An 18,897-nucleotide genomic window follows, 5' to 3' on the forward strand; every position below is an offset into this window, starting at 1 on the left:
CTGCGTTGCGGTTTCCGTGGGAAGAACCGGCGCGGCTGTCCGGAGCGCCTCAACCGGGGTGCGCACAAAGCTGACTAAGGTTGTTCCGGATAGTGACTTCCTCCGCCCACCAAGGAGCGCACCTGGCATTATGACTTTTAGCCGCCCTGAGCATTTGAGCTCTATCGATGCAGAATCCTGGCCCAATGTGGCTACGGTTCCCGCACCTCGTTGGCCTGGAATGAAAACCCGCCGGGCAGAGGCAGAATTTGCCAAGGCCTGCGATGATGCCGGACTAGAACTAGACCTAGAAGCCGAAGGCGGACCAGATCTCAAGGTGGGGCATGATGCCTTGTTTGAGCGCATTGCCGCTAGCGGTTGGCTGGGATTTGCGGAAAGTTATATGGCAGGAGAGTGGACCGTTACTTCTTCCTCGCAGCTGGTAAAGGTCCTCGGCCGCTTATTGGGAGTGGGTTACCTCCCCAAAGCCAAGATGCTGGGTGCCGGTAAGTCGGAGCCAGGGGAGCTGCCGCTGGAATTGGTTCGACTCTATGCCGGCGATGGTTTAAGCCATGTCGGTGGAATTTTCTCCAGTGGTGTACCGACCACCATAAGGGAAACGGTGGAAAGCTATAGCCCCAAGGCTGGCCGCAAGGAGCCGAAGAGCCACTTCGTCGATGTCACGACGCTGAGTGAGCCCACGAGAGTGGACAGGGATGATCTGGGAGATGCGCAGCGCCGCGCGGCGGATTGGCTGCTTGACGTCACCCGTACCGGCGCCGGAACCCACCTGTTGGTGTACCCGGCTGCCGGAATGCAGCCAGCGATGCGGGCGACTAAGCGGCGCGCAACGGTTGACGTTTTGACCAGTGATGTGGACCAAATGAGCCACATGCGCGAGGCCCTCGTACTAGAGGGGGCAGACGATTCCATCCATGTCGAGCGCATTCCCGGCGTCGTCCCGAACCCCAAGCAGTGGCACGGGCACTATGACGCCATCGTCACCGTAGAAAAGGTAGAGCAACTCAGCGCTAGCGAGCGCAAAGAATATATCCGCGCAGTCGACCGGTTCTTGACGCCTAATGGGCGGGCAGGAATCCAGTCCATCGTGGCGACCGAGTCAATGACGGAGGCCGGTAAGGCATCGCTTCAGGCCTTACGAGCCTATGTGTGGCCGGGGTTGGACTATCCGCGCACCACGGAAATGCACCAGCTAGTAGATAAGAACTCTAACCTGCGCATCGTGTCCGAAACACACGTGGGCACCCATTACTTGGAGTCCCTGCGTCAGCAGCGTTCCTTTTTCGATGGGCACCTGCGGGAAGCAGCGGCCGCTGGCTTCGACCCAGTCTTCCGCCGCTTGTGGACCTTCCAATTTGCCCTCCGTGAGGCCCTTATGACGCTCGGGATGATTGACTCGGTGCAATTTGGGTTGGCCCATCGCAACCGCGGGGGCCGGCGTTAGGCGGGTGGCCGTTAGGCAGGTAGCACTTAGGCCGGCGGCAGCTCGTCGAAGTTCTTCATCAGATCCGCGCTGGGCACAAAGAAATTGGTGCCCGTAAGCGCAGTGGAGAAGTCCAAGATGCGGTCGTAGTTTCCCTCCGGCTTGCCAATGAACATATTGCGCAGGCGCTCCATGACGTTTTCTGGGTCCTTGGCATAGCCGATGAAGTAAGTGCCCATCTCACCCGCGGCGAAAGAGCCGAAGACCATGTTCTCGCGGTAAATATCTTCCTCAAGGTCATTGAGGGCTACGTGAGAGTTAGTGGGCTTGGTATCGTCATCCAACTCGATATCGTCGGCCTTGGTGCGGCCGATGACCTTTTCTTGCTCCTCGGTGCTCAGCTCGTTCCACTTGGCCAGGTCGTGGATATATTTTTGAACGGTGACGTAGGAGCCACGGGGGTAATCGGCGTCGTCGCCAAGCAGCACGGTATCCAAAGCCTCCTCGGCGAGGGGATTGGCGGTGCCATCCACAAAGCCTAGTAAATCGCGCTGGTCCAGGTACTTAAAGCCGTGGGTCTCATCGATAACCCTGGCGGCATCGCCCAGCTGATCCAGTACCTGGCGGGCCATCTCATGGCACAGGTCATAGGTATTCGCACGGAAGTGGAGAAGAATATCGCCTGGCGTGGCCGGGGCCTTATGTGCGGCATCGATTGCCTCAAATTCCTTCAGGCGTTCCGGCATAGGCGCGCTGGTCAAACGTGGCCACATGGAGGCACCAATGCCGACTACGGTATAAAGTTCGCCTTCGTTATAGCGGAAGTTCACGGATTTAAACAGTCCGGCAAACCCCGTGAGCATATCGCGAGTGGCTTGCTCGCCGCCGTCCTTGATTTCAAGGACGAGGAAGAGAGCTGCGCGGGAAGGCTTATCTACTACGTGCTGAATCGTCATGTTGTCGATTCTACGCACCCTGTGGAGATGAGGTACGTTCGCCGGCTTGGAATCGCCCCTGATAGAGACCTGCTTGGCCGTTATATGCGCTAGTGTGCATTTTGGTTGAAAACTAACCGATAGCCGGGTGAGAAGATGTGGACATGGATACGAAGAAGTAGAAGAAAAGGAACCGCGCGGCTCTTCGTATTGTTTGCGCGGAAAGACGATTCATATGATGAGTCTTTTGCAGGAGTTGCGCTGACGCGCGCTCAAGAAAAAGCGATGGGACAATGTGTAGACCGCTCAGGGGTAGCCTGTTGGACTGAAGAGGCACACCTGCGTGGGTGGAAAGGTCCACTGGATGTAGAACACCATCCGGAAGTGGTTTATATCGTATTTAGCGGTGGACACGCGCAGGGATCGGATCCGTCGAGCGCTGAATTCGATCCAGAGCTTAAGGCCGCATGTGCTACGAGAGGCCTAGCCGAGAAAGAAGTCATCCGCCGTATGAGAAATGACGAGAGCCCAATTGTCGTGAAGGAATGGCACATCTGGGAAGCTTCATTCGGGCGCGTGTTGTCAGGAGCGAACAACAGAAGCGAGGTGCAGGTATCGATGTATGGAGTCAGGAGCTAAAAGGGGGAATGCCACCCCTAGTTAAAATGACATAATGTACATTATCGGACAATTACAGATATCCGGAGGTTATCGTGTGTCGCCCCCATAGGCGCCCCGGGCGCTAACACATCTTCCCGGTCCATCTAGTGGGCCCCGGTTCAGCATCCTTAAATCTCCATGCAATGTTACAGCGCTTTGCTTGGCAACGCCTCGTGGCCTCTGCGTGGTCTCTGCCGCGCCATCCACCGGCCGCCAGACTCAGGCGCAGGTATCGATTCCGGCTGTAGCTCATTGGGGTTCGGATTTGCGGCAGCCGACCCCATCTGTCTTTCGGGACTTCTTGGTTCCGGGGTCAACCGTTGGCGACGGTGTTTCGATCGGCGACCGAAGAACCTGATATCGGGCGAAAATAGGCCCTACTGGCGGGACTAACTACACCACTATATAACGTCACACTGACGTTAATCGAGGAAGTGTACCCACTGCCGTGAAGGCCTAATTAGCGATTCCGGTAAGCGCTCCACAGCTGCCAGATAGTCAACAGTGCCAACAGAACCGAGATGGCCACAATGACCCACATCTGTTGAACGGCTACGAAAATGGTAAAGCCGATGACGACGACGAGTCGCAGCCACATGAACGGGATAATCTGACGGGAATTCACAGGCTTGGCCTTCGCTAGTTCTTCTCGAAGGAAATGCGGAGGTTTACTTCGCCGTTTTCCTCGACCTTGGCGGCCAGCATTTCCGGGGTCTCCACGCCATATTCAAGGCGATCGACTGGCACGGTGCCGCCAATGACGATCTGATCGCCATCGCGAAGAACGTCGAAGTCCTGGGAGATCTCGTGCGTTTTATCCTTGATAGTCAGATCTCCGGTGAGCTCGACTGTGCCAATGGTGCCGTCATCCGGGACGTCGGCAAGCGAAGCAGGCTTAGTCAGCTCAAAGGATGCCTCAGGGAAAAGCTGGGTCTCAAAGAGCTTGGACTTCATGTTCTGATCGCGGACTTTCTTATCCGTGGTCAGCTCGTCCATATCGACGGTGACTGCGGCGGTTTTCAGGGTGGAATCAGAAATATCCGCCTGGCCGGTTACCTCCGTGGTTGAACCCGATGTGGTGGTCTTTTCCGCAGGTAGAACCTCATTAAAGGTAAAACCAACCGAGGTATGGTTATTAGCACGGCCCTTGGCTACCTCCCAGGTGCCATCGAGCTCCGTTGATGCGGCCTTTGCGCCGTCGGCGGAAACTGGTTCGGTCTTTACTCCGGCGCCCTTGAGGAGCGAATACACCATCGGGCCAATGGCCACGGCGGTGAGCAACACAATCAGCACCACAAAGATGGTGATGACGAGCTTGCGGTTATAAAAAAGCTTTCTCATCTTCTATCGAAGTCCTTCTAGGCGTCGCGCCAGGGCAACAAGCTCTTCGCACAAACCGGCAAGCTCCTGCGCACTAGCGCCTTCCTCCGCGGCGGTATTGATATCTTCTGCGGAACAACGTAGTTCAAAAAGTCCGTCGCGCAAACTCTCTGCCTTTTCTGGAGTAAGGATGACGGCATTGGCGGGAATCCCCGTGCCACTGACGTTATTTCTCTGCTCATAAGCACGCTGCTTGCAGGAGGCGCTGCAAAACTTCCGTGGCCGTCCCCTACCGCCTTGGTCAATGTCCTTCCCACACCATTGGCAGGAACCGACGTTGCGTTCACGACTAGCTGTACGGATCACCCGATACACTTTAGTTCATTTTGGGCGGGCTGGGAACAAAGACGCGTGGGTGTTCGTTATAATTAGTAGCTCTTAGGCGAAGTTTTGCTTCGCACTCAATCAGGGATCTCTTTGAAAAGGATGATGTTGCATGGCAGATCGCGTACTCCGTGGCAGCCGTATGGGCGCAGTCAGCTACGAAACCGACCGCGACCACGACCTCGCACCGCGCCAGATGGTGAAGTACCGCACCGAAGACGGCGAGATTTATGAGGTGCCTTTCGCGGATGATGCTGAAATCCCTGAAGAATGGATGTGCAAGAACGGCAAGCTGGGCCACCTGGTAGAAGGTGAAGGCGTTGAGTCTAAGCCCGCTAAGCCACCACGCACCCACTGGGATATGCTGCGTGAGCGCCGCTCCATCGAGGAGCTCGATGAGCTGCTTGAAGAGCGCATTAACCACCTGCGCTCCCGCCGCCGTTCCGCAGCCCGCCTCTTGAAGGAACAGCAGGAGCAGCAGCAAAAGAACTCTTAAAGTTCTGCGACAGCATAAGGCCCGTACCTTCCCTAGTCTAACTAAGGGACGGTACGGGCCTTATGCGTTGCGGTGGCGCCTACTTCTTGAACTGCGCAATCTGGTGCTTCGCCAGATGGCCGATCTCGCTGGCGAAGTCAGAAACCCAGCCGGCACCCTTGCGGGCCTGAACGTTGAGGTCATGAATGGAGCCGTCCTTGACTTCACGGTTGACCAACTTGGATACGGCGCCGCCGAAATCCTGCAGCTGCTCAGCGCGATGAGCAACGCCCCACTTGGTTACCTCGAGCAAAGAATCCTTCACGAAGGAACCGTCGAGCTTGGACTCGCCATATTCGCGCTCGGTAAAGGTAATGGGAACTTCGCGGACGTCGAAGCCAGCCTTGACGGCACGGAAGGCCAGATCAACCTGGAAGATGTAACCGGCCTTGGATAGCTCATCAAAGTCGATGGACTCGAGCAGCTCGCGGCGGAAAGCGCGGTAACCGGCGGTCATATCGGACAGGCCAGCGCCCAGCGCTACGGAGATGTAGATATTGCCCAAGCGGGACAGGTACTCACGAGAAGCCGGCCAGTTCACGGTCTCGCCACCCGGGATATAGCGGGAGCCGATAACCAGGTCCGCGCCCTTGTCCACCTCTTCCAACAGTAGGTGAAGCTGTTCCGGCGCATGGGAGCCATCTGCATCCATCTCACACAGCACCTGGTAGTCGCGCTCCAAGCCCCACTCAAAGCCGGCGATATAAGCGCCTAGCAGGCCACCTTTGCCCTCGCGGTGAAGAACATGGATGTGGTCATCTTGCGCTGCGAACTCATCGGCCTTGTCACCAGTTCCATCGGGAGAGTTATCGTCCACGATGAGGATATGTACCTCCGGGACCGCCTCGCGGACGCGTCCAGTAATGAGAGGAAGATTTTCGATCTCGTTATAGGTCGGGATGATGACCAAGGTCGAGGATTCAAGCGTGCTCACAGTGTTTATGCTCCTACGTATGTATCTGTGCCGGAGCGGCGCGGGGTGCGTCGCAGGCGGTTTGTGCGCAAAGCTACCAGTGCGCAGACTGTTCCAATAATAACCATGAGCCATTGCAGGGGCGAACCAAACCTGACGGAAAAGGTCTCGCCGCTACGCAAGGGCAACTGTTCTACCAATGCCTCCGGCGTGAAAATCTCCGTGGACTGGCTAACGTGGCCATCTGGGTGAACAATGGCGGATACTCCAGAGGTCGCCGCCACCACCACGGCTCGGTCCGTCTCCATGGCGCGCAATCGGCTCATGGCCAATTGTTGGTAGGTCATATCGGAATAGCCAAAGGTGGCGTTATTTGTGGGAGTAGTCAGTAGTTGTGCACCATTTTTCACCGACTCCCTAAAAGCGCTATCGAAGGAAACCTCATAGCACGTGGCCACGCCTACCGGCACTCCCGCCATGGAGACCACACCTGGGCCGTCGCCGGGTTTGAAGTCACCGGCCAGATTCACATAGTCAGAAAATTTGGCAAAGAAATCCCGCATGGGCATGGTTTCACCGAAGGGCTGCAGGTACTTCTTATAGTGATGGTCTCCTACCGTATGCCCGGGAGCAAAGACCTGCATGGTGTTGCGGGCTCCCACCTCATCCCGCGTAGCGGTGCCAACCAAAACAGGTGCGTCTATCGCATCGACGGCGCCGCTGATCGCCGAGGCTGCCTTGCCGTCACGGAATGGGTTGATATCAGAGGAGTTTTCGGGCCAGATGACTAGGTCAATGTCCTTGTCGCGCGATGCCAGCTTCTTTGTCTCCGCCACGTGGTTGTTAAGGACCGCTTGGCGCTGCCCGGCAAAGTCTAGGCCCATGCGAGGTACATTTCCTTGGATTGCGGCAACCTTTGCTTCCCCGACAGTGGAATCGTCTCGGTTGATTCCCAGACCTGCCACCGTTGCGCTTGCAAGGGGAAGGATAGCTGCTAAGAGTGCGGCGCTTTTGGCTTTCCATCCGCGTTGAATCAGCAGTGCAGCGAGACCGCAACCGCACAGAACCGTGGCTGCGGTAATGAGCGAGGTTCCACCCCACGGAGCCAGGTTGGCTAGCGGTCCGTCGATTTGTCCCCAAGCCAATTTCACCCAAGAAAAACCGCCGAAAGGTACCGAAGAACGCAACACCTCCACCGCGAGGTAGAAGAACGGGAAGACAATAAAACCGTATTTCCACCGCGCTACTGCCGCGCTGCCAATGCCCAGTAGAATTGCGTATACCGAAAGCCATATAGCCAAAGCGATGTATGGGCCGCTGCCTACCAGCTCGCCGATCCAGGGCAGTGTGAGCAGATACAGCACGAGCGAATGTGTTACTGCAAGAAGCGCGCCCACACGGGCGGAAACGTGCCTAGTTCCCCACGGCAGCAAGCTCACGTACAGCAAGCCCACGCCCACAACGGCAGCCCACCACCAGCCACGGGGCTCGATGGCGGCATACGTGAGCAGGCCAGAAAGGCCCGCCACAACGAGGCGGGCAAGAGTCACCATCACTAGCTCTTTCCACCTTTGGACTCGCCACCGGAGGGTCCGAAGTCATCTGGATCCAGGTTTTCGCTCCAACGGCGGATCTCTTCCTCATCCAACACCTCATGCGGGCCAGCATCCTGCGCGCTGGGGTGCCCACTTTGTGTTGCTTGGCCACGACCAAAGGAGCCAAAGTCGCCATAAGAATCGTGCTGCTGTGCCATTGGGGTGGCCTCGTAGATCTTAACGCCCATGTTTTCGATCTTGCGGTACAAGGAGGCCGCCATCATCGTGCGGAAAATGGCGCGGGTCGGCGAGAAGATCAAGAGGGCTCCGAGGATCGTCGTCAAGAAGCCCGGCAAAGAAAGCAACATGCCGCCTACCAAGGTAAGGCCCACATTGCTGGCGGTCTTGCCCACATTGCCGCCGCGAACGACGTATGTACCGTCCCCTGTGCGTTCGACCTGCTTTCCCATCAAGCGGCGCACTTCAATGCCAGCGATGGACATTCCGAAGAACATGGTGACAAAGAGTGCGATAAGCGCCCAGCCAACACCGATCCATTGAGAGACGGCCCAGAAGGTCAGGGTCTCTGCGACCATGTAGAGAGCAAAATACATAAACGGCATGGCCTAAGTCTAACGAGGCAGACTGATAAAGTGCTGGCAACACTCATGCGCGAAGCTGCAGCCGCGGCAGGTTAAACTAGTGCGCATGTTTACTCCTGCGCTTTTTGAAGACCCCCAGTACGGCACGTGCATCCGCATCCACGTTGCCGGCGGCAGCACCCACGCCCAGGATTGGGTCACTTTGGCGCAGTGCGCCAGTGCTTGTGCGGATGGGTATGTCTACATCGACCGGTTCTCCGCAATCGAGCTGCACGGCATTAAGGATGCGGAGGCGCTCAATCAGCAGCTCCAGGAGTTGCGATTGCGCGCCACGGCGATGCCGGTGCTGGCTTCGCCATTGTCAGCGGAGGCCAAGCATACGGCCCAAGACATCGCGGCTGAGCTAGGAGCGGCGGAAGGCGGTCCCGGACTGGCCGTTATCGCCCACGACGACGTACCGACCGGCGCGGCCGCAGTCAGCCTTAGCATCGACAGGGACGGAGCCCTGCGCCTTGAGCATTCCCCGCTTGGCGACGCCCCCTCTGCCCCACTGACTCCGCACGCTGCCGCCCGACACTATGAGGAGGTACTCCAGCACGCAGATTCCGCGGAGCATAATGTCTCCGCCCTGGCAGAGCCCGGCCCCATTGGTTGGCTGGACGAGCATCTGCCTGCCGGCATCGTTGATCTGGGTGCCGGCGTGCACCGCGGCGCCATCCCTGCCGAGTTTGCGCACCTGATCGGCCAGTTAGAGGTAGACATCACCGTCACCCCATGGGGCGGATTAGTCTTTCACAATATTGCCGAGGGTGACGCCGAAGTGGTACTGCGCGTACTCGCCCCACGCGGTTTTATCTTCGACATCAACTCTCCCCTGCTACGCGCAGACTGAAAAGAACGCAAGGTTTAGCGCGGCATGTGCCGCCATATTGGGCGCGGTACAAGCCGCATGACCCACGCTAGGCCCTGCAGAGCCCGAGGAATCCACATGGTGCGCGAACGCGGCTTACCGCGCCGTGCATCGCGGTCAATGCAGCCGACAACTGCCTCGGCCACATCTGCTGGTCGTACAGAAAGCGGCGCTGGCTTCATTCCTTCCGTCATGCTGCCGATGACAAAGCCAGGACGCGCGGTAATAAGGCCTACCTGGCTGCCATGCAGCTTGTCCGCCAGCCCCTGACAAAAAGCATCAAGACCGGCCTTGGTAGATCCGTACACGTAGTTTGCCCGGCGGGCCCTCCAGCCTGCTATCGAGGAAAAGGCAACGATATGGCCCCTGTCCATTTGCTGCGAAACCAGCGTAAGCAGTGAAATCTGCGCGGCATAATCGATCGTGGCGATGTCGACCGCGTGGGAAGCATCGCGTTCCGCCCGCTGCTGATCGCCCAGGATGCCAAAGGCGACGACAGCAAGCTCAAGGGGGCCTGCCAGCTCTATGGCGCGATCAACCACACCGGCATGGGACGGAAAATTTGCGGCATCAAAATCAAGAAGATGAACGCTGCGCGCACCCGCCGCCCGGAGCCGGCCTTCCACGCCTTCCATACCGTGGGTGCCTCGAGCGGCGAGCACAATATCGTGGCCAGGGGCTACTCTCCTAGCGATTTCTCCGCCGATATCGCTGCGGCCGCCCAGAATCAGTACGCCAGCCATTAACGGACGTCACGCGGAGCTTGGTTCAGGGACTCGTAGCCATCGTCGGTAAGCACCACGATGTCTTCCAAACGCATGCCCCACTTGCCTTCCAAGTAGATACCCGGCTCAATGGAAAAGGCCATGCCCTCTTCCAAGGCGAGATCGTTGCCTTCCATGATGAAGGGCTCCTCGTGCGTGGACAGGCCGATGCCATGTCCGGTGCGGTGGACAAAGTAGTCGCCCCAGCCTGCTGCAGAGATCGCCTGGCGGGTGATGGCATCGATGTCTGCGGCGGTGCTGCCGGGGTGGGCTGCGGCGCGGGCGGCAGCTTGGGCGTCGGCAAGCACGGCATAGGCATCCTGGAAATCCCGCGGAGCCTTGGAAATATCTCCGCCCACTACGTAGGTGCGGGTGCAATCGGAGTGGTAGCCGGAAGGCAAAGTGCCTCCGATATCGACGACGACTGGCTCGCCCTCAGCCAACACGCGATCCGAAAAGCTATGGTGCGGGTTGGCGCCATTGGGGCCCGATCCGACGATGACGAAATCGATAACGGAATGCTCCTGCAGGATGAGCTTTTCCAGTTCGTGGGCCACCTCGGCCTCGGTGCGGCCGGCCTGCAAAAGCTGTGGTACCTGCGCGTGGACCGCGTCAATGGCATGGCCAGCCTTGCGCAGCTCAACAATCTCAGCCTCGTCTTTGCGGGTAAAGAGCTCGGCTAACGCATAAGTGGCCAGTTCATAGCTGGCGTGTGGAAGCAGATCTTGGAAACGCAACACGTGGTCTGCAGTCAGCGACTGTCCCAGCGCTACCTTGCCTAGTCCGTCGCCTGCGCCACGCAGTGCAAGCTCATAAGGATTTTCTCCGTCATTCCAGCCACGCAACTCCACATCCAGCTCACCTACTGGTGCAGCCTTGATATCGGTGATATCGGTATTGGGCGCGGCGATCCATGCATTGCCCTGCTGCGGCACAACCAAGACCGTCAAGCGTTCGTGGGAAGAAACCCAAGAGCCGGTGAGGTAGGCAAAGTCTGGCCCCGTGCCAATGAGGAGCAGATCGATGCCCTTGTCTGCAGCCGCCTTTTGGGCGGCGTGCAGACGCTGGGCGTAGACATCAGCGGAAAAAGTCTGAGTATCAGTCATGCCCCAGAGTCTACTCGTCCGCGCCGCGGATATTAGGCGCCAATGGCTACGACACCGCGCTGAATTGCGTCGATGGCCCGGCGGGCGTTGCGCTGAATTTCGCCGTCGTACCCCGTTTTAGCCACTTGTTGCAGCAGGTCGATGACTTGGCGGCACCAACGGACAAAATCACCCGGGGTGAGCTCGGCGCCGGCTTCGTTTGCCGCAGCCATGCAGTAGCCCAAGGGTGCGCCGGCCGCCCATTGGTGTACCGCCAAGGCGAATCCGGCCTCTGGTTCACGGGTGGGCGGCAGCCGGTGGCGCTGCTCATCCGCGGTGAGTTCGGTGTACACGCGCCACGTGGCATTCATAGCGTCAGCCATGCGCTCGGTGGCTGCTTCCGGTTGCCCACTGGTGGCCTTGCGGTTTTCGAAACAGCACAGGGAGGCAACACCGGCAAGCTCAGCGGGATCGAGTTCATCCCAAATTCCGCGCTTGAGGCATTGGGCCACGAGCAAATCGGATTCGCTGTGAATTTTGGCGAGACGCTCGCCTTCCTCCGTGATCACTGGCGTGCGATCGGCACCGACCCCGGTGAACTCGACGTAGTCCATCTCTGCGAGGAGGTCCACGATGCGCTCGAAGGTGCGGCCCAATGTATCCGTAGCTTTATTGACCTTGGACTGCAGTTTGTCCCGATCACGCTCACGCCGCGCTAGCTTTTGCGCCAGGCCCGCCAGCTGTTCGCGGTCAGTAGCCGGCCAATCGTGAGCTGGATGAGCACGCAGTGCGTCGCGCAACTGACCTACCCGCTTATTTGGCCGGGCGCGGGTGTGCGACTTCATGCGCTTGGGCCGGTCGAAGTGTTCGCGGTGCAAGACATCCTGCACATATCGGGTATTGCGGCGCGGGTTCTTGCGCACCGGCTTGGGGATCTTGATGCTGCCGACTTGGATTGGTGGGTTATTGATTCCGGCTGCATCGATACGTCCAGACCACCCGGACTCAGTGGTAATCCACGGGCGGGGATCCGCAGTTTGGTTAGCGGGAGTAACAACTGCGGCGAGAATAGGACGCTTCTTGCCGGGCATGGCAATAACATCGCCCAGCTGCAGGCGCCCCAGTACCGCGATAACCTCTTGGTTTCGTTGATTGGCACTATCGATTTTTGATTGCTTTTCCTCAACCGTGAGCTCGCGGCGCAGGCGGACATAGTCCATGAGAACCTCGGCGGGATCTTCCCCGTCTTTAGCAGGTGGTGCAAGCGACGTCACGGCATCATCAAGCTGGTTGCGCAGTTCTCGCACGCGATGCTCAGCGCGTTCAATCTCGCGAGTTTCCTCCACGACGGAGCCATCGGCTTGGAACTGTGCGAAGGACTTTTCCAAAAGGCGGAGAGATTCCTCGAAACCAAGCATTCCCAGCAAATTGATCGCCATATTGTAGCCTGGTGCAAAAGTGGAAATGAGAGGGTACGTACGGGTAGAAGCAAGACCAGCTACTTGACGCGGATCCATGGCGGGGGCCCACTGCACGACTGCATTGCCCAACGTATCGATGCCACGGCGTCCTGCGCGGCCTGTCAGCTGCGTGTACTGGCCTGCGGTGAGATCGACGTGCGCCTCACCATTGAACTTGATGAGCTTTTCTAGCACCACGGTGCGCGCTGGCATATTGATGCCCAGAGCAAGTGTTTCAGTAGCAAACACGGCGCGGACGAGCCCGCGTACGAATAGGTCTTCCACGATGTGCCGAAAGGCGGGTAGCATACCTGCATGGTGCGCGGCAAAGCCGCGGGACAGGGCTTCGCGCCAGCGCTTAAAGTCTAGGACCTGCAGATCTTCTTCAGGGATACCTTCTACACCCGCATCGACGATGTCCTTGATTTCCTGTGCTTCCTCCTGGGAGGTAAGCACCATGCGGCTGCGCAGGCACTGATAAAGAGCGCCGTCGCAGCCGGCGCGCGAGAAAATGAAGGTGATCGCCGGAAGCATGTCCTGCGATTGCAATACCTTCAATACCTCTGGGCGGCCCAAGGGGCGATAGCGATCCTGCTTCCGGGCGGTGCCGGAGCGTCCCCTTCCCTTACCGTGAAATTCGCTGCGTCCGCCGCCCTTGTGACGGGCGCGGGCACGAAAACCTTTGCCGGATTTATAGTCCGCGCGACCGTCATCCGTATCACCAGCTTCAAGGCGCTGGATTCTACGCTCGAGCTCGGCGTTGACCTGTCCGCCGGATTCTGGCTCGAAGAGCGGATAAATCTTGCGCCCCAGCATCATCCACTGGTCGAGGGGAACTGGGCGGTGTTCGGAAACGATGACGGTGGTATCGCCGCGCACGGTAGACAGCCAGTCGCCGAATTCTTCCGAATTGGACACAGTGGCAGATAGGCCAATGATGGAGACATGATCCGCGAGGTTGAGAATGACCTCTTCCCACACAGCACCGCGGGAAGCATCGGCCAAAAAGTGGATTTCATCCATGACCACGTGGGTCAAGCGATCGAGGGCCGCGGATTCTGCGTAAATCATATTGCGCAGCACCTCGGTGGTCATGACGACGATCTCTGCATCAGAGTTGATCGATACGTCACCGGTGAGCAGGCCTACGGCTTCTTCGCCATGCTCTTCCACCAAGTCGTGGTACTTCTGGTTGCTCAAGGCTTTAATTGGCGTCGTATAAAAGCACTTGGTTCCCCGGCTCAGCGCCAAAGAGACAGCAAACTCGCCCACGATGGTTTTGCCGGCGCCGGTCGGCGCGCAGACCAGTACGCCATGACCGTCCTCCACGGCCTGGCAGCCCTTTGCCTGGAACTCATCCAATGGGTATGGCAGGGCTGCGGTAAAAGAATCCAGATGAGTTTCAGTCATGACTCCCCAGGCTACCCGTGCCTAGAGGACATCGTCGAAAAAGCCGCCGCTGGTCGACGAAGTCCCACTGGCACCGGTGCTCCATGTCTGCTGCGGTTGCTGCTGTGCCTGTTGTACTGGCTGTGAAACGGGCTGAGAGGGGCCCGGTGAAGGGTTTACTCTGTTCGGCGCATCGACAGGGGTTGGCCCGCCAATGGCTCCTGGTCCAGTGCCAAGCGGCGAAGCAGTCTCATCATCGAGATCCATCCACTCGGGGCGTTCACGCTGCATGCGCTTATCGTGGAGGCGGCAGAACTGGAATGCAATCTCAAGGAGGAAGATCAAGGCGCCGGCGAGAACCAACATCGAAAAAGGTTCCTGGCCTGGGGTGACGAAGGCGGCGAAGATCATCACGATGACGATGACGAGACGTCGCTTATCCTTGACGTGCTCATACTCCAGCACGCCGATAAGATTGAGCGACACAATTAGCAAGGGGATCTCAAAGCTGATGCCAAAGATAAGCAACAATGCCAAGAGGAAGTAAAAATAACGTTCACCTGTCAGCGCTGCGGTTTGATATTCGACACCGATGCCCATGAGGAATTCCAGACCAACGGACAGAATAAAATACGCCAGGACTGCGCCAGCGAGGAACAAGCTCACCGCAGCGGTGAGGAAGCTTAAGGTGTAGCGTCGCTCGTTCTTATGAAGGCCAGGAACCACAAAGGCCCACACCTGATATAGCCACACTGGCGAGGACAATACCGTGCCCGCCAAGGCACCTACCTTCAAACGCAGCAGGAGCATTTCGAACGGGCTGGTGGCCAAAAGACGGCATTCGCCGTCCGCGCTGAAGGAAGCGCGCTTATCTGCTGGCAGCGCACAATAGGGTCCGCGGAGGATCTCTCCCAGCGGAGAGATACCAAAAGGTGCTTGTTGATACCAAATAAAGCCTATAATTGCCCCGACGACCACCGCTAAAACAGCGATGATGACGCGGCGGCGCAGCTCCTGCAGGTGCTCCACCAAGGTCATTTCCCCGGTAGGGTTCTTCTGTTTGCGCGAAAAGCGCAATTTACCCTTCACGTTCTTGCTTGTTTTCTGGGGAGATACCGGCTGTGACTGTGACGACATCAGTGTGGCTCTTTCAACGCAAAGAAGCGAACACTTCCCTACTGCACGGATTGCGGGTGCATATCCGCGCGCTGCAGGGGTGTTCGCGCGACGACAGGTTAGGGGCGTTTACTGCTGAGTGTTGGTGTTGCTCTGCTGGCCTGGTTGCATGTCTGGGCGGTCCCAGAACTCCTCATCAGACTGCTGCTTCTGGTTCAGCTGTGCCTGCGCCTGAGAACGCTGGGTGTCCTCGGACTGCATCTCATTAACTTCAGACTTGAAGATGCGCATGGAACGGCCCATAGAACGTGCCAAATCCGGCAACTTCTTCGCGCCAAAAAGCAACACGATAACGAGTACGATCAGGCCAATTTCCATAGGTCCTAGGCTCATGGGAAACCTCTTTCAACTAGTGCACCAGCATGCCGGAAAGCATCACCGCCGGCTTATTTGCCAACGAGCAGGCGCAGTAAACGGGCAAGTAACTGGCTACAGAGTATAGCCGCTCAATGCGGTGTTTCCTCGCTCCGCAATGAGGTTTACCACGGATTGAGGAGCCACTACACGCAACCTATCAGCTTGACCAAGGGCAAAGCGAATAAGCCAATCCACTGATCCCATTGGCATCGTCGCAGCTACTTCCCCATTTCCTAAGTCTTCACCCAAGCGCATATCGTAATACTCAGCCAGCCACGTGAATTCTTGGTTAATTGCTAGTTGCACGGTGTCCCCATCGCCCAAATTAAAGGGTGAAGAGGCATCAAAGTCGAGGTCTTTCAGGTGCGGCTGGGATTTTTCCTCCACGATACGAGCCTTACTAATGCGGTCGATGCGGAAGGTGCGATGCGCGTGCTTTGCTTCCTCCCAAGCGGCCAAGTAGGCCTCGGAATCGACGATGAAAATGCGGGCTGGGTCCACCACCCTCTCGGATTCAGCATTTGAGGAAGCGCTCCAATAACGCAGCCGTACCCGCTTTCCTTCGTTGACCGCTTGGGTCAAAAGCGCCTGGATATCCGTCTCTTCTGGGCCTGGAGTAGACAGCGATTCATAGATGGCGACCGTCTTTTCATCCATGATGCCGCGCAGCTTAGCAGCGGCGGATTCGACCGCGCGGGCGTCGATTAGCCCGGGCATCGCCTGCAAGGACTCCAAGGTAAGGAGCAAAGCACCAGCCTCCGTCGGGGTAAGTCGCAGGGCCTGGCTCAAGCCCTGATCGTTGTGAATGGTTACCCCATCGCGATAACTGAAGGTGAGATCAATGAGATCCTCGGTATTGCGCCCTGTGCCGGAACAAAAGAGCCGGTCAAGCGCATCCTTCAGTTCGCTAGGATCCATACCCAAATCTTTGGCCGCTTCCATGGGCGTCTTGTCGGGATGGTTTTTAAAGTATGGAATCAGGTTCAAGGAGCGCACCAGCGCTTGGAGCTTTAGCGATCCGTCAGCCATGTCTAGCCTTCCTCCTGCGATTGCGACACCCTGCGTAAAAGGGCGATGACCTCTTGGCGTACCCCGGCTGGTTCGAGCACCTGTACCTCTGGGGCGTAGCCGGCCGCGGTGCGCACGAGCCAATCCTTATCTACCTTCCGCAACAGAACCGTGCCATCGGGTTGTATCTCGCCAGCATCCATGAGCTCCCGCGCTTGCCCGTCAGGGATAACGAGGCGCGCATCGACTTTTTCCCCTCGGTGCAGTGCACGCTCTACCAACACCTGCAGGTCTTCAGTTGGGCTGGTGTGCTCCGCAGGATCGTGCGAGCGTTTGATGTCAGAGACGCGGAGGGCGCGAAAGACGCGCGGTGCGTTGCGTTCTACGTCGAATCCCACGAGGTAGATGCGACTGTCCCGGTTGACCACTCCCCAAGGGTCCATGACCCGGCGAACCGGCTCAGTAGCCGGATTAGCACGGTAGGAAAACGTAATGCGGAGCTGATTGCGCACCGCAGCGAGCACCGCGGTGATGATTTCTGGGGCGAGTCGCGTGATGTCATTGACCGCCGTGTATACCGGTGCGCCTGCGAGGTTGCGCGAGGCGCCGCTGGCGGCAATCTTGGTCCAACCGGACAAGGAGAAATCGCTCAGGCCTCCGGTGGTACCCACTCCCCCTGCAATGCCTAAAACCATGGCCTCCTCAGGGGAAAATTCTACCGGCGGCAGCTGGTAGCTACTCGCGTCGAGGCGATAGCGCGCCCCGTCTTCGCCGCCGGAATGAACAATGGGCACCCCAGCGCGCTGGAGGGTTGCGATATCTCGTGCCAGCGATTTGGCGAAAGCTTCGTCTGATTTATCGCCGTATCCTGCCACGTGACTGCGAATCCAGGCGGCGGTGCGATCCGGGCTACCGCCGGAATTGGCGGCGCCTTGTAGCGCGAAAGAGAGGTTGGTGAGTCTTTCTACCGCTTCATCATGCCGTTTCGGCGCGGGGTTGTGTGCTGCCACGTGGTGTGTTGTCTCCCTGGTGCGGCTCGTGTGCTTCTAGCTGTGGTGTAGACGCATATAGTCTAGCAACGCCTCGACCCGATCATCGTTGGCCACGAAGGGGTTAAGTAGCTCCTCGGTGCGCGGCTCTGGGCGGTTGACCTTAAGGCGCGTCCAGTCGACGGTGACGTTGGCCCCGAGGCTACGGGCAGCGGCAAGGAACTGGCCGCGCAGCGCAGCACGGGTGGTGGCAGGCGCTGTGTCCATGGCTCGTTCGATTTCGGAGTCTGTGATCCAGCGTTCGATAAGGCCCTTGCGCAGCAAGACATGGTAGAGCCCGCGGCTCGGCCGGATATCGTGGTAGGTCATATCAATCTGGGCGAGCTTGGGGTGGTCCCAGTGACCACCCAGCCGTGCACGATAGCGCTCGAGCAGTCCCAATTTAATGACCCAGTCGATTTCTCGGTCCACGCCGGAGAAGTCTTGAGTCTCAATGGCGTGCAGCATGCGCTGCCAGAGATCCACCACGCGCCGCATTTCTGCCGTGGGAGTACCGGCGTCTTCCCGTTCTTCCAACCATTGGGTTGCGCGCTGGCACAGTTGCTGTTGGACCTCGAGCGCGGTGACGGATCCTCCTCCGGTAAGCGGCAGTTCGGTCAAACCCGTCATATCGCGCGCGATGGCGCGGATATGGTGAATGGGTTTTTCGATGTCGAACTCCGGCAGCTCAAATCCTGCCTCCAGCATTTCCAAGATGAGCAGCGTGGAGCCAACCTTTAGCGCCATGGTTGGTTCGGCCATATTGGAATCGCCCACGATGACGTGCATGCGGCGGAAGCGTTTGGAATCGCCGTGCGGTTCATCGCGAGTATTGATGATGGGGCGCGAGCGGGTGGTGGCAGAAGACACGCCTTCCCAGACCTGGTCTGCGCGTTGTGAGAGCAGGAATTGGGCGGGCTTATCGCCCTTAGCGGGCTGGATCATGCCGGCGCCGCAGATGAGCTGGCGGGTAATAAGGAACGGCAAGAGCGCAAGGCCCAAATCCTTGAGCACCATGTGGCGGCTGATGAGGTAGTTTTCGTGGCAACCAAAGGAGTTTCCGGCTGAATCCACGTTGTTTTTAAACAGGTACACCGCGCGCGGGTGCCCCTCGGCGGCAAAGGCCTGCTCTGCTTGTTCTCCCAGCCGGTTGACTATCGCATCGCCGGCGCATTCATAGGCCAGAAGCTGGCTCAAGCTATCGCACTCGGCGGTGGCTACCTCGGGGTGGGATCCGACGTCGAGGTACAGGCGGCTCGCGTTGGTGGAAAAGATATTAGAGGAAGAATGTTCCTGGACAATGGGCCGGAAAAGCACGCGCGCCACTTCATCGGGGCTCAGGGCCCGTTCTCCTGGGCCCGCGCTGGTGGTTAAGCCATATTCCGTCTCGATGCCCATGATGCGACGGGCGAA

18 protein-coding genes are annotated in these 18,897 nt (G+C 58.2%); 3 read left to right on the top strand and 15 right to left on the bottom strand.

Features of this window, described 5'->3' with window-relative positions; genetic code table 11:
• Positions 1–130 precede the first annotated feature (130 nt).
• Positions 131–1,444 (top strand): class I SAM-dependent methyltransferase, encoded by a 1,314-nt coding sequence (locus tag MHY24_RS08700; protein ID WP_204609097.1) that lies wholly within the window; start codon positions 131–133, stop codon positions 1,442–1,444.
• Between the two features lie 26 nt (positions 1,445–1,470).
• Here the strand turns inward: MHY24_RS08700 and MHY24_RS08705 are convergent, their stop codons facing one another.
• The 4 genes from MHY24_RS08705 to MHY24_RS08720 all read right to left on the bottom strand — a co-directional run bounded on the left by MHY24_RS08705 (position 1,471) and on the right by MHY24_RS08720 (position 4,704).
• Positions 1,471–2,379: a Dyp-type peroxidase gene (locus MHY24_RS08705; protein WP_239193913.1), complete on the bottom strand. Its 909-nt coding sequence runs from the start codon at positions 2,377–2,379 to the stop codon at positions 1,471–1,473.
• Between the two features lie 1,099 nt (positions 2,380–3,478).
• Complete coding sequence (locus MHY24_RS08710) at positions 3,479–3,643, bottom strand: hypothetical protein (RefSeq protein WP_239229809.1); 165 nt, start codon at positions 3,641–3,643, stop codon at positions 3,479–3,481.
• 14 nt (positions 3,644–3,657) lie between these two features.
• A complete protein-coding gene (locus tag MHY24_RS08715; RefSeq protein WP_239229831.1) occupies positions 3,658–4,359 on the bottom strand; it encodes a YceI family protein in 702 nt (233 codons plus the stop codon).
• Positions 4,360–4,362: 3 nt separating this feature from the next.
• The gene (locus MHY24_RS08720) at positions 4,363–4,704 is read right to left on the bottom strand and encodes a hypothetical protein (protein ID WP_034655353.1); all 342 of its coding nucleotides are present in this window, start codon (positions 4,702–4,704) and stop codon (positions 4,363–4,365) included.
• Positions 4,705–4,834: 130 nt separating this feature from the next.
• On the opposite strand from MHY24_RS08720, the gene MHY24_RS08725 reads away from it, so the two are divergent.
• Positions 4,835–5,218, top strand: a complete 384-nt coding sequence (locus tag MHY24_RS08725; protein WP_023021567.1) for an RNA polymerase-binding protein RbpA — start codon at positions 4,835–4,837, stop codon at positions 5,216–5,218.
• Positions 5,219–5,297: 79 nt separating this feature from the next.
• On the opposite strand, the gene MHY24_RS08730 is transcribed toward MHY24_RS08725, so the two are convergent.
• Genes MHY24_RS08730 through MHY24_RS08740 form a run of 3 tightly spaced genes read right to left on the bottom strand, consistent with a single transcriptional unit; the run spans position 5,298 to position 8,328 of the window.
• A complete protein-coding gene (locus MHY24_RS08730; protein ID WP_239229833.1) occupies positions 5,298–6,191 on the bottom strand; it encodes a polyprenol monophosphomannose synthase in 894 nt (297 codons plus the stop codon).
• Between the two features lie 5 nt (positions 6,192–6,196).
• Positions 6,197–7,726, bottom strand: coding sequence for an apolipoprotein N-acyltransferase (gene lnt, locus MHY24_RS08735; protein ID WP_204609090.1), 1,530 nt, complete (start codon positions 7,724–7,726; stop codon positions 6,197–6,199).
• The gene (locus MHY24_RS08740) at positions 7,726–8,328 is read right to left on the bottom strand and encodes an FxsA family protein (RefSeq protein WP_239229835.1); all 603 of its coding nucleotides are present in this window, start codon (positions 8,326–8,328) and stop codon (positions 7,726–7,728) included. The genes lnt and MHY24_RS08740 overlap by 1 nt, the downstream gene beginning before the upstream one ends.
• A gap of 85 nt (positions 8,329–8,413) precedes the next feature.
• Here MHY24_RS08740 and MHY24_RS08745 point away from each other — a divergent pair, with 85 nt between their 5' ends.
• Complete coding sequence (locus tag MHY24_RS08745; RefSeq protein ID WP_239229837.1) at positions 8,414–9,199, top strand: precorrin-3B synthase; 786 nt, start codon at positions 8,414–8,416, stop codon at positions 9,197–9,199.
• A gap of 14 nt (positions 9,200–9,213) precedes the next feature.
• On the opposite strand, the gene MHY24_RS08750 is transcribed toward MHY24_RS08745, so the two are convergent.
• From MHY24_RS08750 to pafA, 8 genes are all read right to left on the bottom strand, one after another.
• Entirely contained in the window at positions 9,214–9,960 is a 747-nt protein-coding gene (locus MHY24_RS08750; protein WP_239229848.1) for an SDR family oxidoreductase, read from the bottom strand.
• Positions 9,960–11,087, bottom strand: a complete 1,128-nt coding sequence (locus MHY24_RS08755) for a Xaa-Pro peptidase family protein (protein ID WP_239229857.1) — start codon at positions 11,085–11,087, stop codon at positions 9,960–9,962. Before MHY24_RS08755 ends, MHY24_RS08750 begins: the two co-directional genes overlap by 1 nt.
• Before the next feature lie 32 nt (positions 11,088–11,119).
• Positions 11,120–13,936, bottom strand: coding sequence for an RNA helicase (locus MHY24_RS08760; RefSeq protein ID WP_239229860.1), 2,817 nt, complete (start codon positions 13,934–13,936; stop codon positions 11,120–11,122).
• A 21-nt stretch (positions 13,937–13,957) separates the two neighbouring features.
• Positions 13,958–14,953: a twin-arginine translocase subunit TatC gene (gene tatC / locus MHY24_RS08765; protein ID WP_239229942.1), complete on the bottom strand. Its 996-nt coding sequence runs from the start codon at positions 14,951–14,953 to the stop codon at positions 13,958–13,960.
• A gap of 207 nt (positions 14,954–15,160) precedes the next feature.
• On the bottom strand, positions 15,161–15,424 hold the full coding sequence (tatA, locus tag MHY24_RS08770) for a Sec-independent protein translocase subunit TatA (RefSeq protein WP_239229870.1): 264 nt from the start codon (positions 15,422–15,424) through the stop codon (positions 15,161–15,163).
• A 96-nt stretch (positions 15,425–15,520) separates the two neighbouring features.
• The gene (locus MHY24_RS08775) at positions 15,521–16,477 is read right to left on the bottom strand and encodes a YafY family protein (protein WP_239229872.1); all 957 of its coding nucleotides are present in this window, start codon (positions 16,475–16,477) and stop codon (positions 15,521–15,523) included.
• A gap of 2 nt (positions 16,478–16,479) precedes the next feature.
• Entirely contained in the window at positions 16,480–17,466 is a 987-nt protein-coding gene (locus tag MHY24_RS08780; RefSeq protein ID WP_239229893.1) for a WYL domain-containing protein, read from the bottom strand.
• A gap of 36 nt (positions 17,467–17,502) precedes the next feature.
• Positions 17,503–18,882: a Pup--protein ligase gene (gene pafA, locus MHY24_RS08785; protein WP_239229944.1), complete on the bottom strand. Its 1,380-nt coding sequence runs from the start codon at positions 18,880–18,882 to the stop codon at positions 17,503–17,505.
• Positions 18,883–18,897 lie beyond the last annotated feature (15 nt).

Origin of the sequence: Corynebacterium sp. ACRPQ (genome assembly GCF_022347225.1) — a bacterium.
GTDB lineage: Bacteria > Actinomycetota > Actinomycetes > Mycobacteriales > Mycobacteriaceae > Corynebacterium > Corynebacterium tuberculostearicum_D.